This window comes from Nostoc sp. PA-18-2419 (genome assembly GCF_005869855.1).
GTDB lineage: Bacteria > Cyanobacteriota > Cyanobacteriia > Cyanobacteriales > Nostocaceae > Nostoc.
In genome coordinates this window covers 127,376-150,499 of record NZ_SZNH01000012.1, presented here as the reverse complement: position 1 = coordinate 150,499, position 23,124 = coordinate 127,376, and the positions used below count along the sequence as shown (strand labels likewise).

The following is a 23,124-nucleotide window of genomic DNA, read 5'->3' as shown; positions in this document are numbered from 1 at the left end:
CGGCTAATCACTTGTGATATCTTTGAAGTGAGTGTAACGAAGTGGAACTAAGCAATCACTTGGTCTGTGCGACCCCTTGACTTAATTAGCAATGATAAGTATTCACCCGAACATGATATAAATTGTCCAATTTTAAGTTGTTGACTGATGACTGTGAACAGTGGGATATTTTTTGTTTATCAGTCCTGAAGAACATTTACAATTAGGGCTTTGACTCTCCCCTTTCTTGCAGGAAGGTGATTATTCAAAGTTTGTGCAGTATTTTTTAATTACTCGCCTGTTGGGCACAGTTTACTCAGTAATCTTAAACAGATTAACCTGAATGTTCTGTGCTTATTTTAATATCATAATATAAAACAAAAGACGCAAAAGAATATTTTGCGTCTTGGTTTTGGGATTTTGAAAATTAGAAACTGAACGTAGTTCTCAGGGCACCAATAACAACATCATCATTGTCATTGTTGTGATCTGGGGCTGTTAGCCAAATGACTCCTGGAGTAATGGTGATATTGTCACTGAGCTTATATTGGTAGAATGCTTCCAGATGATAAGATGTATCGGCATCTTCAGCTAGTCCTGCCAGGGTAGAATTTGTTACTTTAGGCTCCATACCTGCAATAATACCTGCTAAGCTGCCTTTTGTACCCAGGTCAGGAAAGCCAAGGGTAACAGCATAGTTCCAAATGTCTACATCTCCGCGGTTTCCTCTCAAGCTTCGGCTATTTGTGTATCCAGCCCAACCACCTAAAACTATCTTGTTAGTAATGCCAATGGATGCTTGGACACCGTAAGAATTACTAGAAAATCCGACTTCTTCTTCCGGTAAACCCTGGATAGCTGCTATATCTTGGAAGGTAGCTGCATTGCTACCTGTGAGTAGTGGTTGGTTATAAGAATTGATGTAAGTTAAACCAATAGAAATGCGATCGCTTGGTTGAACCGTCAACTGTGCCAACGCACCGTAAGAACCATTGAACAAACCATTATTAAATGTAGGGTTATTGGCTGTACCACTCAAATACCCTAGACTTAGCCCTAATTGTTGGCTGAAGTTATATGTTATTCCCAACCCTGCACCATTTATCTGATTATAAATTGGGTTGCGTGTACCAAAGGTGGATAAAGCCCCTAAAGAACCATCACCATCAAACAGATTAATCGTATTGGTCAGGTCATCTGCTGCACCTGCATTAGCAAGAGCAATTACCTCTGTGTTTTTGCCCAAGGGAAATTTGTAATACAGTGCATCGATGCTGGTATTAGTAGTACCATCCTCGCCAGCAAAAAATAAATTGCCCTCTGGTGTACCAATATTAGGGCTGAAAATATTATCAGCCTGAATTCTAGTGAACAGCGTATCTTGCCCTGTAAAGCTGGTAACTAATTCTATCCGCGCCCTTAGCCCCAAAGTTGTATTCTTTTCTGTAATTTCTGCACCGTTAACTGTATTTCCTGACAAAACATCGCTGACGACTGTAACAACTTCCCCTTGCAGTTTGGTTGTGGTGGAAAACCGATTTGCTTCCACCTCAGCAGTGCGTGCTTCTACTGCATCGACACGACCCCGTAGTGTCGCCAGTTCGGCTGAAAAATCTTGTTGTAGCTTTTGTAATGTAGCTAAATCTTGTTTGTTAACTAAATCGCCCGTGGCTGTCGCAATTAATTCGTTAACGCGATCAAGACAAGCATTCAAACCAGCAGCAAACTCATACCGCGTCAGTGCCCGATTACCACGATAAGTGCTATTTGGGTATCCTGCAATACAGCCATAGCGTTCTACTAATGATTGCAACGCTTGGAATGCCCAGTCTGTAGTTTGTACATCTGACAACTGAGACACTGAGGTAACTTGCGCGGTTGTCTTATCTTCAGCTATATTCTGAACTTTTGTGTTTGGACTAGTTATAATTTGCGGTTGATTGATTTGGGAAGTGTTCGATGTTTCACCTGCAAATGCAGCAGTATTCATAAATAACATTACACTGCATAATACTGGACTAGTTAGCAGATATTGACAAAATTTTTGCATTTTTCTCCTCACACTTTTTTATAGTTCGCACTCACACCGCATTTTTTCAAGCACATTATTATTAAAAACTCGTCAGTAATCTTATCAGAAGTACGCAAGATTGGGCATTTTATTTTTTGGAAATCTCTTGTTAACAAATTATGTCAATAAATTTTAATTATTTTGGCAAAACCTCATTCCTAGAGGCAGTCCTACTGAATAACTTATATCGTGATTATTTACACAGTAAATACTTAAATAATATGTGTAGTTTGATTGAGAATGAGAATTATTATAGTAGAATAAGTATCATTGTCAACAAAAATTGTGCGAAGGCACAGTATGTATAGATTTTGAGGAGAAAACACCGTGATGGGGAATCGCAGAATATCTAGAATCCGCAGACAGCAAAGCGGCATTGTGTCATTAGTTGCTGTGTTAATGTTGTCAATGGCTGGCGGTTGTAGCCAATCAAATCAAAATCAAGGAACAGCTGCTCAACAGTCGCCCCAAGCACAGGAGGCTGCATCTACACCAACAGTGCAGCAAGGAAAAACTAAAGTAGTGACGACATTTTTGCCGATATATTTGTTTACTAAGGCAGTAGCTGGAAACGTTGCAGACGTAGAAATTTTAGTGCCACCTGGTACGGAGGTACATGAATATCAAGCGACACCAGAAAATGTCAAAGCGATCGCCACTGCCAATGTATTAGTAAAAAATGGTTTAGGGTTGGAGGAATTTTTAGAAGATACTGTCAAGAATGCCCAAAATTCTAAATTAGTAGAAATTGACGCCAGTAAAGGTATTAAACCCTTAAATCAAATTTCACCTGTTGAGAAAACTGGGAAAAACGAGGAAGATAACGACCACGAACACGCCCAAGGTAATCCTCACGTTTGGTTAGATCCAGTTTTGGCAAAACAGCAAGTAACTAATATTCGGGATGGATTAATTGCTGCTGACCCTGCAAATAAAGCTACTTATCAGACTAATGCTGCGGCTTATATAAAAGAATTAGAAAATTTAAACAGTGAATTTCAGCAAACATTACAAAAAACTCCGAGTTGTACCTTTGTGACCTTTCATGATGCATTTCCATACTTAGCCAAACGCTATAACCTCAAACAAGTTGCTGTAGTAGAAATTCCCGAAGACCAACTTTCACCAACTGACGTACAAAATGCCGTCAACGCTGTGAAAAAGTATAAAGTTAAAGCCTTATTTAGTGAACCAGGAGTAGATAATAAATTACTCACAAGTCTTTCAAAAGACTTGAAGTTAAGTTTGCGTACTTTAGATTCTCTAGAAACAGGTCAAACAGATCCACAGCATTATTTTCAAGCAATGAAAACTAACTTACAAACTCTAGAAACGGCATGTAAATAAGTTTGTCTGTTGTCAGTTGTCATTTGTCCTTTATGAATGACTAATGACCAATGTCAAATAACCAATGACCAATGACCAATGACTAATAATATTCCTATTTTGAAAGTAGAAGGATTAACTGTTCATCAAGGCGGTTATCTAGCTGTAAAAAATGTTTCCTTTGAATTGTCGCCAGGAACAGATACAGCTATAGTTGGCCCCAATGGCGCGGGTAAAAGTACTCTGATCAAAGCAGTCTTAGATTTGATACCTCGAAGTGCTGGTACGATTGAAATATTGGATCGTCCAATTGCAAAGCTAGGGCATCTACGTCAGTTGTTGGGCTATATGCCACAAAACTTCTTCTTTGACCGCAGCTTTCCAATTTCTGTTAGAGAATTAGTGGGACTAGGATGGACAAGTGAAGGCAAAAGGCAAAAGGCAAAAGGCAAAAGGGGAGATTCATTTTTTTTGAGATTGCGAACACAAGAACAAGAAAAATCGACAGCAATAACAGAAGCTTTACGGCGAACCGATGCTTATCATTTACAGCATCAAGCTATTGGTACTCTTAGCGGTGGTCAGCTTAAACGTGTGTTGTTGGCTTATTGTTTGGTGAGGCAACGCAAACTGTTAGTACTAGATGAAGCTTTTGCTGGGGTTGATGTACAAGGTGCCGCAGATTTTTATGCTTTGCTAAATGAATTAAAGCGGGAAGAGGGTTGGACAGTATTGCAAGTTTCCCATGATATTGATATGGTGAGTCGTCATTGCGATCGCGTGCTTTGCTTAAATCAAACCATTGTTTGTACTGGAAAGCCGGAAATTGCCCTTTCTCCGCAAAACTTGTTAGCAACCTATGGCCCGGGGTTCAGTCGTTACCAGCACGATCATAATTAATTTTGGAGTTACAAGTTAAAGGGAAGTTGAAAAAATAAATTATTCAGTTGAAAGTTGCTGACTGTTGAGTAATGACCCTTGWCTTTGAACAGTGGAGTATTTTTTATTTATCAGTCCCAAAAGTTAGGAGTTTAAAATTTCAAAMATAATATAAAATACATTACGACCTTGCTTGTAAGAACTTATTAAAGACATTGCCCATAAGTATGGATTTGTTCAATGATTGCCACATAGATTGGCTAGCGATCGCCAATAGTAATAACTTAGTAAGCTTATTACAATACCCGTTTATGCAGCGGGCGATCGCAGGTGCTTTGTTGATGGGAATACTTGGTGGGATGCTGGGTAGTTTTGTCACTTTGCGCCAGTTGTCTTTTTTCAGCCACGCGGTTGGTCATGCAGCATTGGTAGGTGTGGCGTTGGGTGTGCTGTTACAGATAAATCCTACTTGGATGCTGCTACCTTTTACCTTAGTTTTTGGTGTTATAGTCCTTTACTTCATCGACAAAACCGACTTAGCTAGCGATAGCGTACTTAGCATAGTGCTATCTGGGGCATTAGCGATCGGGGTAATTCTCACTAGCTTAATTAAAGGATATCGTGGCAACTTAATGGCAGTGCTATTCGGGGATATTCTGGCTATTGATGCCACAGATTTGATTTTGACGCTACTGGTACTTTTAGCAGCCTGCATATTTTTGCTATCAACTCTGCAACAGCAAATTTTATTGACACTTAACCCAGATGTAGCGCAGGTTCAAGGTGTTCCCGTCCAATTATACCGCTACTGTTTTGTAGTCTTGCTTTCACTCGCCGTTGCTGTAGCAATTAAAGCGGTTGGCGTTTTACTGGTAAATGCTTTTTTGGTCATTCCCGCCTCTACCGCCAAACTAATGAGTCACCACTTTAGCCGCTTTCTAATTATTTCAGTAATAGTCGGTTCCATTAGCAGCATTATTGGTATCGTTGTGTCAGGTCTTTTCAACCTTGCTTCTGGCCCGAGTATTGTGCTTGTCCAGTTTCTACTCTTTCTAGCTGTTTTCATCTGGTTAAAGTTTGCCTTGAAAGTTGCATAAACAATATTTGTGTAGGCTCTTGCAAAATCCTTTTACCTTTGCTATCTTAAGTAATCGTGGCTCAAAAAGCCTGCGCCGGGATAGCTCAGTCGGTAGAGCAGAGGACTGAAAATCCTCGTGTCACCAGTTCAAGTCTGGTTCCTGGCATACTTTACAGCAATAAACACAACTGACACAGTGACTCAATTGACACAAAAACTGACACACAAAGTATTCAGTCAACGGTATAAGTATACTTGTAGAGTTTTATCCTTAAATTCTGATAATGGTGATGAGATTTTTGTGTCAGTGTGTCAATTGAAATAGTAATGAGCAAAGTTTTAGCGATCGCAGGTAACATCACAAGCTTCATTTATTATGAGCAATAATACTTACTTACTATATTTATATAGATATATATATTCATGTGAAAAAGGATATAAGAATTACATATAGAATACATTTGTAAAACTTATATACTTCACACATGAAAATACCTACCACATAAATAGTAGTAGGTACGTATAAGGTGATGAGACTTGTATTAATTATAACAACGTAATGATATTGTCATTTTTCCCAAGGATGTTTTTTATCATCTTCACCAAATATCAGTAAAAAAGGACTATCAATATTTACTTTTGTTGAAGTGCTTTGTAGCATTCCAGTGTGAAAAGGTTGATACAAAGTATTTGGCAAATGTCCGTAAGTAACTAAAGTAACTTCGTGATCGTCAATGCTGTGTACTTGCCAATTTCTTCCCCAATAATGAACAAATTTACCAGGTTGTAAATCATCTTTTCTTGCTTTTCTTGCCACCTTGCTGTTCTTCCCATTGTTGTAACATTTTATCTATTTCTTCAGGTGTAGCTTGGCGATCGCGTCCACCGTCATCGGTCGTAAAACTACCATCGTTGTTAACTCTTGTTTTACTCATTTTATTTCTTTGAAAGTCATGCTACTAAGTTTCAACGTGTACAAGTTTGTTCTACTAATGGCTTGAAAACTTTTTTAACAGTCCTTGCAATACCATTTATCAACTTTCTTCCCTGACTTCAGTGTGTTGTATCCATTGCGATAAGCGTTGAACTGATTACACTTGGGACACTGTTTATCATTTGCCATTACGGTAAACCTCATCTATGCGTAAGTTGTATTCATTAGCAATCCTTCGTGTGGTGTGAATGAGTTTATAAGCACCTTGAATATCCATCTGATGTACTTGACGCAAATAAACTTCAAGCCTCAAAAGCTGTTCGTTTGACGCTGTTTGAGGATCTACGTCATCCCAGAATTTGACTATATAATTAGGTAGTTCGTAGTGTTCCGTATGTTGGAGTATCTCAGCCTCTAAGAATAATGTTTTTCGTTTCTTAAGAGAACTGACAAGTAAGTTAATTATTTCGTTTTTCATAGTAGATGTATACCCTCTGTCAAAGTGCTATATTTTAGTAACATTTTTAGTGTTACCTGAAGTAGCATTAAAAGTGCTATCTATAGGTAACACTCTGCAAAGATGGTCATCCCCTTAGAAAATCTGCCAATAACTCATGTCTTTCAATTTCGTCGTCATCTGGAAAAGTGATATCTGAGTAGTCTTCAAAGACTTCATCCGACACCAGAGTGCATTTGTCGCTATCCCAGTAAAACTCTTGCGGCTCAAGCTTGCTGAGTGCTATCGATACAAACTGTTCAGCATACAGACCATCCATCATTCGAGAATATTCCACTTGCTCGTCACACAATATATAGATAGGGTCAAACTGAATAAGCTGCAAAATAGAGCTAGTCAAGCAAAGATAAAAGTCCATAAACTCATCAACATCGCTATCGTATTCACTGATTGTGTAGTCAAGCCATATATCAGGAATCAATAGGATGTTGTCACAAACGCAGTCCTGAGCAAGTCTATATTGTTGATGCAAGTCGAATATCCGTTTCTGGCTTAAATCTTCAGTTCTGAATATGGCTATCTTCAGGCTTGCAGATTTGACCACTTCAAACACTACTCGCAGTTGTAGCGCAAGACAAAAGTTACTAATGATGTAATTAGGTTTTATTTTGTTTGCTAGCGAATTTTTAAACCAAGTCCAGAATTCTTCATCAGATGAGAATTGCTTCCTATCACGGTGATAATCGATAGCGTCTTGAGCGCTAGTGTCTACCAATGAAGATTGACTAAATTCACACTCTGGCATGTACCAATCCATTGCATTGGTATCCGTTGTCAGTTGATGTTTATTCTGAATGCAAGGCTGTTCGCTTACTTCGTATTGTTCAGCTTCCCAGGCATCCATAAGACTGCTATCGCATTGCACTAACTTAAGCTTTGGTGTTGGCTCAACTGTAGACCACCCATAAGCGGGTATGTCTTCATTAGGGAAACAATCGTTTTCAAATTGACCATTGGAAATATCGACTGCTGGTATGTTTCCTATATGTCCATCACGCTCGAACTCATGTACTACCACTAGTTTTATTCCAGCGTTAGCAAGAGAATTCATCTGGATGGATGAATGTGGTGCTACAAGGGCGTATCCATCTCTTAAATCTTGCTGTAACACTTTACTTACTAGCAAGGCATCATTCCCATCAATACGATAAAAGTCACCACCATATATGGATACACACTGTATTGTCGTAGGTTGAAATTCTGTTTTATGCTGATTGATTGGATGCTCATTGTTAACACTGCTATCATCTATCTGTTCAAGTAATAGCTGTAACTGTTCTTTTAGTGCTAATCGATATGTTTCTTTTTGTGTTAATTTGCCATATTGGCGAATAATCTTAGGCTTGATATCAAATTCTGTTGCCCATTCCTTGTACGATGACATGTCATTACCATACTTGCATCTATCTAAAACAAACATCAGTCTTCCCTTGTTGTATGTCATAGTTTTGTATCCTTTCTGCTTTTACAGTGCTATTTTTTATTTGATGTACTAACACTAGCTTATGCTATCTACTTTGTCATCTGGTAGCACAAAAAAAATATCCTAGTGCTATATGTCAATATTTACTTACAGTAAAATACGCTCTGAGCAAGGGTTTCAGAGTTTGTGAGTATATTTGCTGTGGTAAAAAATCTTGCTGTTTTTGCGGGGAAAGGTATACCCTGCTGGAAAATGCTACTTCAAACTAACACTCTGAGTGCTACTTTGAGTGTTACTAAAAGTGCTACTTACGAATAGCACTTACAGAGAGAAAGGGGTTATCCTGTTTTGCCTTCTCTAATATTTCCTTGGCAAGGATAGCTTGCTTGAATACTTCAGGGTTAGCGCTATAAAAAGCCTTAGCCTCGTTCACTAGTGCTGTGGAGACTTCCTGCAACTCTGATTGCTTGGCTCTCAGGGTGTTTTCTATGTCCTTTATTTGTTGCCTGATGGAGGCTTCTGTAGCGAACAGTTCATTAAGTCGAGATTGTGTGACGGCTGGAAGTTGGGATTGTTGTGACTCGGCGATCGACGAATAACTACCAGTTTTGCGGATAGCTGGAATGACCTCGGATGTAAGCCATTTCTTAAAGCGCTTAGCTTGCGGTTTGCGACTGGTGAGAACGAGTGAATACAAGCCAGACTCATTAATACAAAGTACTTCTCTGTTTTGACCTGATGTCGGTATTAACGATACCAGCTTTTCATCGTTGTCTAACTTGGCTACTGCGTCACTCACGTTAGCGATCGCTAATACTTTGCAGATATCAGATGCTACCCACCAAGGATTATCAGCAGTGCCTACAAAGCGGATGTCGTGTGACTCAAAGTTGAAAACGGATAGATTTGTCATGCTTTTTACTTTGGGTTATCCCAAATTTCTTTTATTATCCCATTGCTAACACATAAATATCCCAGTTGACAACTGTTTGGGATAATAGAATATAATTGTGGGACACCTTAATGAGGGACACATGAAAAAAGAAACGATAGAACATCGTATTAATGTAAGAGTCGATGCCGAGATAAAAGAAGCTTTCTTGCGAAAAGCGGAATCTGAGGGCAAAACTGTAACAAACGTCATCTTAGAGCTTGTAAATCAATACTTAGGTAGAGATGCACAAACCAATGAGTTAGCAGATATAAAACAACGGCTTGAAGCTGTAGAGAGAAGCCTGATGGGGGAATTGCTAGCCTGAGAACAGAAAATCAGTCTCTCAGGCAGGTAATCGAAAACACCAAAAATATGCTCAAATGAAACCCGCCAATAGAATGGTGGGTTTTTTACATATCAAACATAAACTGGCACTATGTAGCCTTTTCCTACTTCCGTGATGACATTTAACTTGTAGGTAGATGCAAAAAATTGAAAATTAGCTTCTGTGTTAATTTTCACGGTATCCATTGTAGGTAGTGGATAAGTATTCAGTCTTTCCCCATTTGCAGCATTGCTCTCGGCGTTAGCAGCTATTTGTGCAATGGCACAAGCTTGCAAGAAAGTGGCTAAAAATTGGCACATACTAACGTTAATTGGCAATACTTTCATACAGGCAATATATTCAGCAATTTCAGCATTTGAACACTTAGCGTGAATTTGTTGAAATGTCAGATCAGGAGTAATAGTCATGCTTGTCTGTAAAATAGCTTAATTCTTTGACTAGATTAGTTTTCCCTATTTTGCAAAAAAAATCTTTTATAGAGATCTTGACGAATGGGATAGTAGTGGGATAGTTTTGGAACACAATACCCAACCAACCAGATACACGCAACTGCTACCAACGTGTAGAGATGACGATGCATTCTGATGGGTAAGTGGTTACATTGCATCCATACCAAAATCGTTCACACATATGGCAGTACTACAATACGCTGAAATGGTAGGTTTCCTAAAAGGTCAACGCTTAGCAGGTGTACAGTTGAACTGTAAACTTTCTGGTACATACGATCAGATCAAAGCAGAATACGAGCGCTTGACGAGTGCTATTTCAATTGAGGAAAGTGAAGAGCTAGAGATCGAGGTCACAGGTGAAGTAGCGTTATTTACTGAAATAAAAGTACTTGAAAGATTAACTGATGACGAAATAGAAATTCAAATAGGTGATGAATGTCGAGCAATTAAAGTGTACTGGGATAACGACACAAACACTGCCACTAGCTTAAATCAGGAAGTAGCAGTTGTCAGTGTTGATGGTGCTACTCGTAAAGTGGAAACATGCAAGCTAGAGATTTTTGACAATAATGGGGCTGATGAGTGCTATCCACTAACAAAAATGTCAGGTAGCACAGAGTGGCTGTATCCTGACGCAAAAACCAAGGTAACTCGTATTCAAGCTTGGATAAATGATACCTGGAAGTGGGTAGAAGTGCGCCCAAACAATCAACAAACTGATATTCTTGTTTCAGCAAGTATTACTGCATGTAGAGAAGTAGATGATAATAGCCTTGGCATCACTAAGCGATATCCTATTGCCGCGTCATTTACAAAACTTGCCAATAAATGGGTGCTTAATGGTAATGCATCAGCAGAAATTACGTGGATCTCGATAGCACAAGAATCAATTTATCCCAAGATGAAAATAGGGGATATGGTCTACTTGCAAGGCGAGTATGGTAGTGCAAAAGTAGCAGCGTTTCAAATTGTTGACTTACATTACTCGCATCTTTGCCTCATGGCATCAGTGAAGTGTATTGTGCCTAGTCCTCAATGGCATAGAGAAACCACTACTGTAGTGCCATATGTGCAACTTGTAGACACAAGGAAAGTGCATAAATGAGAGTTGGTATTGCAATCTTAATGCTACTCACTGCAATGGTATCAACGGGTGAAAAGTGCTGTCATCGTGGCAGTGGACGGATAGATAACTGTATTAAATCTACAAACAACAATGAGTATGACGCACACTCTTTTTTCTTTTGATTTTAATGGCTTTTCTATATCACTGGAATTCAAACTTGCTGATATGTGGATAGGTGTATATCACACTCGAACGACATACATAATGCATGTTTGGATATGCATAATTCCTTGTTTACCTATTCACATTAGGCTTTGGTAAACAACAAATTGATGACAACCGTGATGGTATGACATCTTGTCAAATGAAACAACTACTCATAAAAGGACATCAATAGTATGGCTAACGTAGCACTAGAAGCATATGCGGGTTTCGCTCAACACTCATTTGTATCTGACGAGAAAGTGTGGGCGGGTTTAAAACTCAATAAGGGCGGTGGCAGTGATGGTAAGTATGATTTTACCGGAGATAGTTTTGTCCTACAGACAAGCGTATTTACTGGATTAATTGATGGTGATGACTATTGGTTAATGGCAGTACTTGGCGCTGGTAGTTGCAATCCCAAAGGTGGAACATTTGAGTTTAAGGCTTGGAAAGCTGGTACAGACGGGGCAAAAGGTAGTTTTGATAAAACTGCGGCTGAAGCGATCGCTATTCAATGGCAGAAAGACGGATGTTTTGCAGCTATCCACTGCAACGATATACCAGTGCTTAAGACAATGGTCAAAGTTTTGCACGAGGCGAAAATTATCGCAAAACCTGGCAGTGGTGAAATAACAGTAAGGCTTAATTCTGAGGCTACCGACATGTGTCCTCAGCTAGAAACTGCCTTGAGTGAATTCTGGTTTTATTTACTTGCTCACGAGGGCAATACACCCGATACTGACGATCCTGCTTACGCGGCGGCGGGAGTTATCGCGGCGGCGGGCTTGATGAGTATGCCCTGTTTGTCTAGTGAAGACTTACCGTCTGTGCCTTTGTACGACTTATTTGGCAAAAAGAACGGTGTCAAAGTAGAGTGTTTCCCGTTTTCCGGCGAATTACCTTCTTACGATGCCGTGACAGTGACACTGCCTAAAAAGGAAGAAAAGAAATCTCGATCCGGCGGCGGGTACGGGGCGGTTACTGTTGACCCCAAGGCTGTGCTAGAGGCGCGTGAGAAGTATTTTATTACTCAGCTTGCATTGCACGATCCAGAGGTCAAAACCCTTGCTGATGCAATCAATGTTGTGACAACTCCCAAGTCTCCACTTGCTGCAAAAGCTGAGTTATTGCTCAAAGTGATGGGTCAATAGTACCCCTGTTGCCAAAGTGCTATCTCAGACTAACACTCTAGATAGCACTCAAAGTAACACTTTTTATGTTAGTTCAGAGTAACACTTTCACAAAAGGGATGCATGAGCAATAAAAAATACAAAACAATTGTAGTAATTAACAAGTCAAGATTTAGACTTTGCGATATTTCAGAATTCGGCAAAGTAACGATATTAGGTGGTTTATATCCCACGACTTATCAAGTGAACATTGAAGACATTGAAAATGTGTTTGTAGAAAATTGGTAACACTTGAGTACGCAAAATCTATTGATTGTCGCGTTGAATACCATTATGATCACGAGGCTTTACATTAATGAACAATGTACAACATTCAATGAACTCACAAGAACACTACACACCATTGCACATCATAGAAATGGTACGCGAGGTATTGCATGAAATAGACCTTGACCCTTGCAGTAGTGATCTAGCGAATGAAACGATCAAAGCAAAACGATATTTAACAGTACATACGTCTGGACTGGTGAGAGAGTGGACTGACTTTTGGGGTACTCCAATAAGTGTATGGTGTAATCCGCCCGGTAGTCGTCACATTAAACCATCATTACCCATGCAATTTTGGGAACGCCTTACAAAGGAAATTGATGAGGGCAATGTAACGCACGCGCTATATCTCGCATACTCATTAGAGCAATTGCAACAAGCACAGAAAGCAGGATACCCGCCAATGGCACAATTCCCGCTATGCATACCACATAAGCGTATAGCGTTCATCAATATGGATGGTAATCCACAGCGATCGCCAACACATGGCAATGTCATTGTGTATGTACCTGGCATAATCGACAACACATCTGGTTTCAAGCGTGTATTCAGTCAACTAGGTTACGTCAAAATCTAGGAAGCATATGCAACATTCGCCGTCAGAAAGACTATCCCAAGCATCAGACCTTAATCTTTCTACCTATAACAGCTTGTTGCTTGCGTTACGTGACGATATACCAAGCGTAAAGGCAGTCGAAATACAACAGGCATTACATCATGTCTGGCAAGCCCGACAATCCATACGCAAAGCAATTGACGCAAAACCCGGCGACATTAACAGAGAGTACGAATAAGGAGATAAGTATGTTAAATCGTCCAATTGTCAAACTTACCGCAGAAATGATACCGGGTTTTGAGATACTACAAAGTCCTCAAACCTTAAAATACCACTGGCAGTGGGATAACCTTGAGAGTTCGTATGTAGAGCATGGTGAGGACGGCTTCAAAACTGCTTTTCTTGCACTTGTACACTTCACTAATTATTTAGTGAATGAGAATCGCTTGTGGTGTTCTTATGCAAATAATTGTCACCAAGATAGCACTGAGTGTGAGTGCAAAAATTATTTTATTCGGATAGAGAATAATGACATCGATGATGCTACCGAAATTACGAAAGATATCATTGCTGAATTTCAGTAATTACACAACCGGATATCAGTAATTGAATCAGTAGAAAAGGAGGGAATAGCATCCCTCCGTAACCAAAATCGTTCACACATATTTCTTGCATGAACACCAAACAGTATAAATCCGAACTGGATAAAAGCATTTTCCTTGGCAGTGGACAGCAACAAAAAATAGCAGAATTATTGGCACAAGTGGAAACTAATACCAAGCTGAGTGATGATGATAAGCTTGAGATTGAAACTTACGCACGTAGCATTAACGTAGTTCCTGCAAGCAAAGAACTGCCACACGATAAGGGAGTGCATGTACCAGATGAACGCCGGAAGCTTTTCCCTAGATATGAATTTGATGATGCGCTAGAATTCCCCGATGGACTCAAAGAATATAGTTTTGATGAAAATTGCAACGATGTAGCAAAGAAATATGGCACTTGGCTGTTAGAGAAGTACTTACCTACTTTTCATCCAATGCCCAATCAAGAGCATCAACATCCTATTGCAGTGTGTCTTATGCTACTCAACTGCAAGGCTGTGTTATCTCAAAAACAATGCATACCAATTCCCTATTTTTTGGGTATGAACGGTAGCGGCAAAACTGAACTTGCCAAGGCGATCGGACAACACTATCCAAAAACACTGTACATAGAATTTCGTCCCAACAATACTGGTGCTGCTATACGTGATACGCTTGATAACTATTTTGGCAACGGCGAGCCGGGTTTTGCTCTGTTTGATAATCTTAACCCTCGCACTGCGTTGGATAGATGGGGAAGCCACTACGATAGCTTTCTTGCTAACTGTGAAGAGAGCGCTTATAGCAGAATATCTACCAACGGGAATGACAGTGGTAGCGCAAAAAGCTTGTTTAAAACTTATTGCTACAAAGCTTTTACTAGCGTATGGGGACTGGAGGATCAGAGCGCTGGTGAGTTTGGTGAAATAGCACGCCGTTGCATAGTGCTACGCTTTCAGCAGTCTAAACCATTTGACACACGTACTATATATGATTGGGAAGGACAACAACGCATATTCCAGCGTATATGGGGTGAAGAGTTTGTTGCACACCACAGAAAAGACTATGGTAAGTTGTTGGGACAGTTGGCGCGATTGAAGCCTAACGAAGTACCCATTGATGGTAAGGTCTGGATAATTTGCCAAGTACCTATAGCAGTAGGCGTATATTGCGGCGTATTTGCAAATATCAATGAGGGTATAGCGCACTTTGCAAGACACTTTGAGTATCTCAAAAAAGGTGGTAGTAGCGCTGTCGGTAGCGCCTTGTCGATAGTTTTATCCAAGTACGTCAAGGAAGATTTGCCACGGCTCGCACAAGAGCAAATAAGCAATCCTTTTGCAAGTAAAAAAGGTGGCATTGTTGGTAACGTCATTGCCCAAAAAGACTTGATAGATCACGTGACTGACAAAACAGGTTTTCAGGTGTCCAAACAGCAATTTGATGAGGTGATCATGCTGATGAATAACTTGGGGTATGTCTATGCTCGCGTAGGAACAGGAATGGGTTTTGTTAGGGATAATACCCTATCTGCTTAAAAAATGCTATCTCTAGGTAACACTTTTAGTGCTATCTAGAGTAACACTAAAAATGCTATGTACAGGTAACACTTTAGTAGGGATGTATGTACAGAGTTGAAGTAAAAGTTTATGGCAATTGGTACAAAGTTAGGTTGAGTAAGGTATCAAAACTTTATACGCTTTTTAATAAAGAAATATATTGTGGCGCTACTCGACTTAATCGCATTCAGGATATTAGAACGGTAAAGGTATGAACTACCAACAAAAATACTCAAATATTAAGCGCGTATATCATGACAGACAAACAGGGCTTACTACTTATGAACGCATCGACAAACACCAAATATGTTTTGATAGCACGTCAGAATTTAAAGCTTATATCCTCATGGAGGAGCATTTTAGTGCTAGTCACTTTCAAATTGAGATTCATCCAACGCTTGCTATTGGTAAATCAGAGTGGGAGATCGACTTCTCGATCACAGCGCGTCAAGGTAACACGAGTGCGTGTGTATTGCTTGCAGAAATAGTGAATAGTATTAATGGCACTTCACACAATTCAATCAACAAAATATTTGTGGAGTACAAAGGATTTCAAGATAAAAATTTTGTCAAAAAAATGTCGAATGTAGTCATTTCAGCGCCAAATTTCAGTAAAAGCATAATACTGGTAAGTGATTATGACAGTGCATTTGGATGTTATGACAAAAATAGGAAGAGATTCTATTGTCATCCTATTTTATCTATGCCACTATTTAAAAGTATTCTTGAATCAATTCTTTAGCACATATATGACAACAACTATGTCACCCAAAAAACCTGAAATCATCCACACTTCTAACTACGCTAACCTTGGCAAACATCATTGGAAAGCTTTTACAAGTAGCACTGGCAAGTACGATCCAGGTAAAGCAAACTTTAAGCCACGCATTGAAATGCTGTCACCTAATGGATGGGAACGGAACTTTTACGATCATGACAAACAAACAGTAATTACCGTTATTTACGATCAAGAGTACGTGTACGAACACTACTATCAAAAACTTGTTGTATCAATGGGCTGGATGGACAGTGGCACACTTGATGAGGACGTGTTGCAGTTGTTTTTTAAGGCATTTTTTGAGTACTGTCAAAATGTCGGTCAACGCGAATATTTGATAAAAATTGAGCAACGAGCGCAACAGCTAGCAATCGAGTTCCCAGGTCAAACGGCTGAGCAATGGAAAGCAATATTAATTCAACAGGCAGTAATCCCCAAAAAGGAAGAGGACACACCACAACCAAGTGATGTATCCTCAGAAATAGCTGAAACGAAAACAGAAAGAACGTCAGGGCGAAAAAAGACTAACTAGACTTTGCTTCTAGCCTTGATATTCTTTCCCCGAACTCATCTATACGATTGTCAATTCTATCAAGCACTACAGACATTTTTTCTGTGGTGCTTTTTAGTGTATCCATATCCTTTTCGATCAGGATAAAAGCACGATTGCGTTGAGATTTTGATTCTTCTCTCAACCTTGCCATACTCGATCGCTCTTGCAGGTAAAGCACGAGCAACGATATAAAGGCTGGGATTCCTAGTGATAAAGCCATTTCAGTCATTTTATCCATACAAAAGTTGTTCCTATGCTTGGTTAAGCCCTTGGAAAAAGTTCCCCCCACAAACAACTTTTTACGTTATCTGTAGGGGGTGTTGGAAAGTGTTACTCTGTAGTAACATCTTGAATGCTACCTAGAGTAACACTTTTAATGTTAATAGATATATTTTATTGAGTAACACTTTAAGTGTTAGTTTGAGTGCTATTTTAAGTGCTACTTTGAGTGCTACTTTCTAGGAAGGGTATACACCTACCTTTTTTTGGATAATTTATTAAGTAAAGCTTGAATACTTGCTGAACGCTGTAAATCCGTCTTTACAAGGGTTTCAAGGCTATCGAGTGTTGCACCTTGGTTAGTGCCAATATATTCCCACACTTGCAGTCTTACGTCTTTGTAGTAACGCTCTGGTGAGTAAGAGAGTAAATACTTGTTTTCGTTAACAGATGGGAAAGTGGTAAACCTATGAATCGTGTATCGATTCAACACTACTTTTATCTGTTCACCTTGAGCCGCCCCCGCAGTGCCAAACGGAACAAAAAACGCTTGATATAAGTACCCTGCTTTATACCAATTAGGATTAGCAGATTCGCTGGTGAGTATGAAAGCAATTGTATTATGTGTTAGCACTACATCGGGTTCAATAGGCTGCATTGGGAGTGCTTTGCCATTATTGTCCAGTATTGCTTTGCGACTAACATTAATAATTTGCTTCCACTCACTAGCGATATCGTACATATCTCACCTACTTTTTAACTTTCCCACCATCGGCTTGAATTTTTTGCTCTAGCACTGACTGACTCACTGATGCGATATTATCGGCATCAGCTGTTGCTTTCTTAACAATTCCATATGTGCCGCCGCCGGGTAGAGTGAAGTAGGGAAAGATTTCGCTTGCGCTTGGCGTACCATCGGCAGAAATTTTACCAGATGGAATTAATTCACCCAAAGCATCGGAGATTACTGGAATTGTTGCCCACTTGGGGAACGCAAAGCTTATTGTATGCGTTTGAGTCTTCTTAGGATCGCTTGGATAAATACGCTTACCAGTCCTGATGACTACCCGTTTTTGTCCTACACTCTTTCTGATAGTGAATGTGTAGTCAGCATTTTTACCGTCACTGTTCGCCTTACTTTGACTCAACACTGTGCCATCGGCAAGCGTGAATACTCTCGTACCACCCTTGGCTGTGCGCTCGATATTGCCAGTGAAAATAGCACTATCAGGAATATCTAAAAAGCGTACAGTACTCAGCCTAGTAGCAAACACACCATACGCTTTATTCTTGACTTCACCCGTTCCAGTGCCGGGTTTGTCCATGTACAGTGGAAAAAATACGTGTTGCAATGGCTTATCTGCCATGTGTCCCCCATTTTAAAGTGTGCAATAGTAGGGAATTTCACCCTACCAAGTTTTTGAAAACTAACGATTATGCATAAGCTGCAACAGAAGTGCCCAATCCTGCGGCAGATACAACGTTCAATTGGTAAGTACTAGCAAAGCTTTGTAACCCAGAGGTGGTATTAGTCTGTACAGTTCCGGTAGTAGGCAATGGGTAAGCATTCAATAGTTCACCATTAGCAGCGGTGTTATTTGCAGCGTTTTTAGCAATCTGAGCAAGTGCAGCACCTTGCAAAAACTTAGCCAAAAATTCGCTCATGGTAGCGGTATTAGGCAGTGCATCCATACCGGATACGTAATCAGCCACATCAGAATCTACAATTTTCGCAGCAATTTCAGCCAATGTTAAATCAACAGTAGCAGCCATATTTCATTCCCTTTATAGGCTATGTGTAAAATCACGTTAGCGCTGTCTATAAGGACTGTCAATGCCTCTGAAAGATATTTTTTGATGTTTTTGAGGTAATGACTAAATAATATTTTTCTGATAGGTTAACCAATAGGAATATTTTTCTCTTCTGGAGGCTTGTATGTCACTGGATACTTTCGAGATAAAAACCAAGGTGATGATAACGTTGGACGCCAATACAGGCACATCCGTTAAGCCCTTATTCGTCCATACCCCATACACTAAAGCAGGCTACCGAGTCATCAATGAATACTTCGAGATATCCAATCTCAAAGCAATCTCATGGATATACTCTTTACCTGAGGTTGAGTTTCCAGTGTTTGAGTTAGAGGATACCGAGAGCAAGCAATTGTTGACCGCTATCAATCTTGAATGGAAGTCAGAGCGTATTCAACTAAATCTAATGATGAGCGTTGACGGCAATAATACCTGGGAACGAATAGCGGCTTATTCATTGCTCAACAGTTCACCCTACCCTTACCGTGAATATAGCCTCGGTGACCACAATCTAGGCGAAAACGCAATGATAGGATTGCAGCAAAAAAATGTTACCTTTGGTCTATTGCAAAATGGCAACTTAGGAAGCGATAGAGTAACAGCTTTTGCTGATTTGAAACGAGTTATAACACTTGAGAAAATTGTTGATACTAGCGTCAAAATTGCCAATAATATCACCACAATCGCTGCAACAATAGTCAACGCCAATACCAATAGAAAAGGGCTGACATTTTTTAATAGCAGTAATCAAAATATCTACATCGATACCAATCAAAGTGTTAGCACTAGCAGTTATATGATGGAACTTGAACCCGGTGATTATTATGAGTCACCATCACCAATTTACACAGGTAATTATTACGCCGTAGTAGCAACAGGTAGTACCGCAATAGACCTCAGGGAGTTTGTCTGATGTTTGCTAATTCCCCTAGTGTTGTTAAAAAAACAGCATCCCAATTAGTAGAAAATTTGAAAGATTTTGGTGGTAGAGTCCCTAAAAAATTGGGTGATTACAGTTCAGGTTTAGTTGATGTTGTAAAAAACTTAAGAAACACTCAACTTGTCTATGACGGATGTAACGCTGGTGTGAGAGTAGGCGACAGTAGAGAGGTTAACTTTTACCGCAATAAATATTGCAATCCCAAAGCGCAAAAGGGGGTAGTACCAGACATTTCATTCCTAGAAGATGAGGAGCAAGCTATATCTTATTGCGCTAATGGCAATCAAATGTACTCAGCGATCGCTGACAGCATCAACGAAGTCGTTCCAGACAAGAATGGCAATCTAGTACCGTTCTCACTTCCGTCGGGAACACCTGTTAGTGTTTGGGCGATCGCCGAAAAACAAAACGCTATGAATATCCTAGACCTTGTTCGTCGTGGATGGGATGAAAGTAACGGCGTCCCCAATGCCAATAGATATAGAAAAGCCAGATTTACTTATAGTTATACCGACTGGAAGACTACTAATGTCACGTCTATATCATTAGCAATTGCAACAAAAACACCATCAGGAACTATCAGCTATATCACCAATGGACAAGGAATAACGTTACTGCAAAGACTGACTACTATCACGCTAGAAGGTGAAGCAAAGTATGTCGGCTCGGATAATTGGCAGTACGTAAAAGGTGGCTCGTATACCTGGCTCAATACCAGATTTCAAGCACCACCATGTCTACCACCATTTGAACCACCACTAATCAAACCAAAGGAATGTAAATGTATGTGCTGTGACGATAGCCTTTTGAGACTTGTACTAAAACGTATCGGCAATTTACCCGCATCGGTTCCCGACAATTTCACAAAGCAAGAGCCAACAATGATAAACGTTGAGTCACTGGCAGAATTAATGCTGTGGCAGATGCAACAATTAGATGCCTTGATGGGTGCTTATCCAATAAAGATAAAGGTTGAGGACACTGACTTAACAAAGGAAGGCAATCAAGAGCAAGAGATAGTATTGCCCAATATGGCAGAAACCTTGGCAGAACTTGTGGGAACTTTAATTACAGTAAAACGCGATACTCACGCAATTCTAATTACAGCCGTAAAAGCAATGGCTGAGGCTGGAATGTCTAAGCAATTGGGAATAAAAACACTCGATGTTTCACTCGCCAATGCAGAGTACCTTGGATACAAACTAGACCAAGTTAAGCGCAAGATACCATCATTGTTTACACCGGGCGGTAAAAACCTAGAGGAAACCCTAAAAGAAAAAGAAGTAGAGATAATATCTTACGAAAACAAGGATAAAACCGATCTACAGGATGACTTGAAAAAGTTACTAACAATGGCTGCTAGGTGGAACGCTCAAAACTGGAGACGGGTAGATACCAATAACACTGTCAAAAGCTTGAAGGGAATTTTAGCTGATAACGTGAAAGACATCACGGACGCCGCCAAAGGTGGTAAACAAGATGACTTTAATGATTTTACAGAGCGCTGTGAACGCGGCTTCATCGATATTTCAGGGATAACTGATACAGAACATCCCTGGAGTAGACCTTATAAAGAACGTCCTAAAATACGCGAAATTGGTACAGATCAAGGGCGTTACAAGAGTGATGGTAGTGAGAAGAAAGAATGACATATACAGATGTCATCTCCAGATGTCATTCAATGATGAGGGTATATGGCTATAACATTTAATCTTGAAAAACTTACCAGCAGAGTAGTACGCAGTAAGGTTGGAACGCGAATAATTAGAGGGATGGAGGAATATAAAACGAGTAATGGCTCAACTGGCAATGGGGCACTAGATTTTGTAGGTTTTGTATTTAATGCATCATGGTCTTTAACTGGTTTTTTACTAGGAAACATCGGAGGGTATTTTAAGTTTAGTTGGACTACATTTTGGTCATGGTTTGTAGCTACAAAACAATTCCTCTGGAATTTCAACTGGAATGCCACAGATGAACAGCTTGATGCATCTATCAAAAGTCGATGGACGGCGTTAGCAGGGCAATTGGGCGGAACCATTGGTAATGCATTGGGTTACATAGCATGTGGCATTGTTCCAGCCGCCGCAATAATGGTTTTTAATGAACCGTTGGGAGCCTACACGCTTGCAAGGGTAACTGAGGAAGCGTTAGAAGAATTTCTAGAAAATTTTGGTGCATTGCTCAAAAGTACGCTACTACTTGGCACTCAAATCTTTATTACTGAAACATTCAAGAGTGTTAGGAAGCTTATAAAAAGTAACAGCAAGCTTGTTAAAAAATACTTTGGCAGCAAAGCCGAAAAAGCTGTACAAGCTTGGGGTGAAAAAAATAGTAAACCCTGGAGTTTTGCTAACGCCAATGAAGAGTATCTCGATAAAACTTTCGGTGAGGAAGGCGCGGGTAGAGAATTCGCTGAAGAACTTCAGGAGGAGGCTGACGAGGCTTGTGTAGAAGCCGGGTATGTAGTAGCTAATTCTGTTGATACTTGGTTATCCCAAGACATGCTAACGCAACGTCATACGCCGCCAATGGGTGAAAACAAATATGTAGAAATTGTTCCAAACAGAGAAGTACCTGACGAGCGTATTGTGCTTGGTGGAAGGGAAGAACTTTTAAAGCCCGTAATAATTCAAACATTGGCAACACACGAACAGTTTAACGGTCGTGACATGGGGATTATTTATGGCTCTATCCCTGCTGATATGCCAGAGCGTAGGCATAGACCCGAAGTAGTACTGAAGTTTTATTGCAAGCAAAATAAGAACCCTAGCAAGGGCGCGATTACAGATGCATTATCAATGCAAATTGCATTCAGATTAATGAATAAGGGTAAGGAAGATTTCGCCACTGATGAATACCTTAAAAAGCTTGCTAACGCTATTCACAGAGAGTTTGCTACACCACCACTCAAAATTGAAAAAGGAAGGCAAACTTATACTTATTCAGACTTTGAAAAAGGGTATCAATTTAAGCTTGACGTAAAGAATGAAACCGAGGCTAAGCGCATTATCAAAAAAGTGCTAGATATTCAACAACATAAGTTTGATGATGACAAATTCAGAGTAGGAAGTAAGAAAGCTAATGGAGTAATTCAGACCATACCCGACAAAGTAACTATCAGAGGAAAAATAGAAGAAATTCCAATATCAGGCAAATCAGGGATAGTGACATTTCAATATGCATATCTTAATGTGGGCGTCAATGTTCCACCAATAAACCTTATAGACCTAACAGGAAAGAAAAAAGATGTTGTATATAAACCAAGTTGAAGCTAACGAGTACGAAGATGTGACAGTCTCTATAGGTCAAGTGGTGAACTATATTGATGACTACGGAATGCAGTCTGAGGGTGAAATATTGCAAGTTGATACTGACTTAAATATGCTTTGTGTAGTGTCTGGACACATCATCTCTCAAGTCTCTTGGATACACGCTGATCAACTTATTGACGAATAGG

At 39.8% G+C, this 23,124-nt stretch carries 26 protein-coding genes, 1 tRNA gene and 1 pseudogene; 17 read left to right on the top strand and 11 right to left on the bottom strand.

Annotation, left to right across the window (positions count from 1 at the left end; all coding sequences use genetic code 11):
* Positions 1-406: 406 nt before the first annotated feature.
* A complete protein-coding gene (locus FCR06_RS15060) occupies positions 407-2,029 on the bottom strand; it encodes an iron uptake porin (protein WP_138500998.1) in 1,623 nt (540 codons plus the stop codon).
* Positions 2,030-2,380: 351 nt separating this feature from the next.
* On the opposite strand from FCR06_RS15060, the gene FCR06_RS15055 reads away from it, so the two are divergent.
* From FCR06_RS15055 to FCR06_RS15040, 4 genes are all read left to right on the top strand, one after another.
* Entirely contained in the window at positions 2,381-3,397 is a 1,017-nt protein-coding gene (locus tag FCR06_RS15055) for a metal ABC transporter substrate-binding protein (protein WP_138501061.1), read from the top strand.
* 78 nt (positions 3,398-3,475) lie between these two features.
* Entirely contained in the window at positions 3,476-4,276 is an 801-nt protein-coding gene (locus FCR06_RS15050; RefSeq protein ID WP_138500996.1) for a metal ABC transporter ATP-binding protein, read from the top strand.
* Between the two features lie 206 nt (positions 4,277-4,482).
* Positions 4,483-5,352: a metal ABC transporter permease gene (locus tag FCR06_RS15045; protein WP_189523434.1), complete on the top strand. Its 870-nt coding sequence runs from the start codon at positions 4,483-4,485 to the stop codon at positions 5,350-5,352.
* 74 nt (positions 5,353-5,426) lie between these two features.
* Positions 5,427-5,499, top strand: a tRNA-Phe gene (locus FCR06_RS15040).
* A gap of 402 nt (positions 5,500-5,901) precedes the next feature.
* Here FCR06_RS15040 and FCR06_RS15035 read toward each other — a convergent pair.
* From FCR06_RS15035 to FCR06_RS34790, 5 genes and pseudogenes are all read right to left on the bottom strand, one after another.
* Entirely contained in the window at positions 5,902-6,150 is a 249-nt protein-coding gene (locus FCR06_RS15035) for a hypothetical protein (RefSeq protein WP_138500994.1), read from the bottom strand.
* Complete coding sequence (locus FCR06_RS32650; RefSeq protein WP_189523433.1) at positions 6,125-6,268, bottom strand: hypothetical protein; 144 nt, start codon at positions 6,266-6,268, stop codon at positions 6,125-6,127. The genes FCR06_RS15035 and FCR06_RS32650 overlap by 26 nt, the downstream gene beginning before the upstream one ends.
* 177 nt (positions 6,269-6,445) lie before the next feature.
* Complete coding sequence (locus FCR06_RS15030; RefSeq protein ID WP_138500992.1) at positions 6,446-6,745, bottom strand: hypothetical protein; 300 nt, start codon at positions 6,743-6,745, stop codon at positions 6,446-6,448.
* 106 nt (positions 6,746-6,851) lie between these two features.
* Positions 6,852-8,168, bottom strand: a complete 1,317-nt coding sequence (locus FCR06_RS15025; protein ID WP_138500991.1) for a hypothetical protein — start codon at positions 8,166-8,168, stop codon at positions 6,852-6,854.
* A 634-nt stretch (positions 8,169-8,802) separates the two neighbouring features.
* A pseudogene (locus tag FCR06_RS34790) lies at positions 8,803-9,120 on the bottom strand (Bro-N domain-containing protein); the annotation flags it as partial.
* A gap of 121 nt (positions 9,121-9,241) precedes the next feature.
* Between FCR06_RS34790 and FCR06_RS15015 the strand changes: the two are divergent.
* Positions 9,242-9,466: a ribbon-helix-helix protein, CopG family gene (locus FCR06_RS15015; RefSeq protein ID WP_138500987.1), complete on the top strand. Its 225-nt coding sequence runs from the start codon at positions 9,242-9,244 to the stop codon at positions 9,464-9,466.
* Between the two features lie 92 nt (positions 9,467-9,558).
* Here FCR06_RS15015 and FCR06_RS15010 read toward each other — a convergent pair whose 3' ends face one another.
* Positions 9,559-9,894: a hypothetical protein gene (locus tag FCR06_RS15010; protein WP_138500985.1), complete on the bottom strand. Its 336-nt coding sequence runs from the start codon at positions 9,892-9,894 to the stop codon at positions 9,559-9,561.
* 223 nt (positions 9,895-10,117) lie between these two features.
* Here FCR06_RS15010 and FCR06_RS15005 point away from each other — a divergent pair, with 223 nt between their 5' ends.
* The 8 genes from FCR06_RS15005 to FCR06_RS14970 all read left to right on the top strand — a co-directional run bounded on the left by FCR06_RS15005 (position 10,118) and on the right by FCR06_RS14970 (position 16,672).
* A complete protein-coding gene (locus FCR06_RS15005; protein ID WP_138500983.1) occupies positions 10,118-11,041 on the top strand; it encodes a hypothetical protein in 924 nt (307 codons plus the stop codon).
* A 359-nt stretch (positions 11,042-11,400) separates the two neighbouring features.
* Positions 11,401-12,357: a hypothetical protein gene (locus FCR06_RS15000; protein WP_138500981.1), complete on the top strand. Its 957-nt coding sequence runs from the start codon at positions 11,401-11,403 to the stop codon at positions 12,355-12,357.
* 355 nt (positions 12,358-12,712) lie between these two features.
* Entirely contained in the window at positions 12,713-13,240 is a 528-nt protein-coding gene (locus FCR06_RS14995) for a DNA N-6-adenine-methyltransferase (RefSeq protein ID WP_189523432.1), read from the top strand.
* Positions 13,241-13,247: 7 nt separating this feature from the next.
* A complete protein-coding gene (locus tag FCR06_RS14990) occupies positions 13,248-13,457 on the top strand; it encodes a hypothetical protein (protein ID WP_138500977.1) in 210 nt (69 codons plus the stop codon).
* Between the two features lie 10 nt (positions 13,458-13,467).
* Positions 13,468-13,803, top strand: a complete 336-nt coding sequence (locus FCR06_RS14985) for a hypothetical protein (RefSeq protein ID WP_138500975.1) — start codon at positions 13,468-13,470, stop codon at positions 13,801-13,803.
* An 89-nt stretch (positions 13,804-13,892) separates the two neighbouring features.
* Positions 13,893-15,341: a hypothetical protein gene (locus FCR06_RS14980; protein ID WP_138500973.1), complete on the top strand. Its 1,449-nt coding sequence runs from the start codon at positions 13,893-13,895 to the stop codon at positions 15,339-15,341.
* 232 nt (positions 15,342-15,573) lie between these two features.
* Positions 15,574-16,104 (top strand): hypothetical protein, encoded by a 531-nt coding sequence (locus tag FCR06_RS14975; protein ID WP_138500971.1) that lies wholly within the window; start codon positions 15,574-15,576, stop codon positions 16,102-16,104.
* Between the two features lie 7 nt (positions 16,105-16,111).
* The gene (locus FCR06_RS14970) at positions 16,112-16,672 is read left to right on the top strand and encodes a hypothetical protein (RefSeq protein WP_223280149.1); all 561 of its coding nucleotides are present in this window, start codon (positions 16,112-16,114) and stop codon (positions 16,670-16,672) included.
* Here the strand turns inward: FCR06_RS14970 and FCR06_RS14965 are convergent.
* From FCR06_RS14965 to FCR06_RS14950, 4 genes are all read right to left on the bottom strand, one after another.
* Positions 16,665-16,931 (bottom strand): hypothetical protein, encoded by a 267-nt coding sequence (locus tag FCR06_RS14965; RefSeq protein WP_138500967.1) that lies wholly within the window; start codon positions 16,929-16,931, stop codon positions 16,665-16,667. The genes FCR06_RS14970 and FCR06_RS14965 overlap by 8 nt on opposite strands.
* 237 nt (positions 16,932-17,168) lie before the next feature.
* Positions 17,169-17,654 (bottom strand): hypothetical protein, encoded by a 486-nt coding sequence (locus FCR06_RS14960; RefSeq protein WP_138500965.1) that lies wholly within the window; start codon positions 17,652-17,654, stop codon positions 17,169-17,171.
* Between the two features lie 7 nt (positions 17,655-17,661).
* The gene (locus FCR06_RS14955; RefSeq protein WP_138500963.1) at positions 17,662-18,279 is read right to left on the bottom strand and encodes a hypothetical protein; all 618 of its coding nucleotides are present in this window, start codon (positions 18,277-18,279) and stop codon (positions 17,662-17,664) included.
* Positions 18,280-18,346: 67 nt separating this feature from the next.
* On the bottom strand, positions 18,347-18,685 hold the full coding sequence (locus FCR06_RS14950; RefSeq protein WP_138500961.1) for a hypothetical protein: 339 nt from the start codon (positions 18,683-18,685) through the stop codon (positions 18,347-18,349).
* A 163-nt stretch (positions 18,686-18,848) separates the two neighbouring features.
* Here FCR06_RS14950 and FCR06_RS14945 point away from each other — a divergent pair, with 163 nt between their 5' ends.
* The 4 genes from FCR06_RS14945 to FCR06_RS14930 are packed head-to-tail and all read left to right on the top strand — an operon-like array spanning position 18,849 to position 23,123.
* Entirely contained in the window at positions 18,849-19,637 is a 789-nt protein-coding gene (locus FCR06_RS14945; RefSeq protein ID WP_138500959.1) for a hypothetical protein, read from the top strand.
* Positions 19,637-21,313, top strand: a complete 1,677-nt coding sequence (locus FCR06_RS14940; RefSeq protein ID WP_138500957.1) for a hypothetical protein — start codon at positions 19,637-19,639, stop codon at positions 21,311-21,313. Before FCR06_RS14945 ends, FCR06_RS14940 begins: the two co-directional genes overlap by 1 nt.
* Positions 21,314-21,358: 45 nt before the next feature.
* On the top strand, positions 21,359-22,936 hold the full coding sequence (locus tag FCR06_RS14935) for a hypothetical protein (protein WP_138500955.1): 1,578 nt from the start codon (positions 21,359-21,361) through the stop codon (positions 22,934-22,936).
* Positions 22,914-23,123 carry a hypothetical protein gene (locus FCR06_RS14930; RefSeq protein WP_138500953.1) on the top strand — a complete coding sequence of 70 codons (210 nt, stop codon included), beginning with the start codon at positions 22,914-22,916 and terminating at the stop codon, positions 23,121-23,123. Before FCR06_RS14935 ends, FCR06_RS14930 begins: the two co-directional genes overlap by 23 nt.
* Position 23,124: the final 1 nt, after the last annotated feature.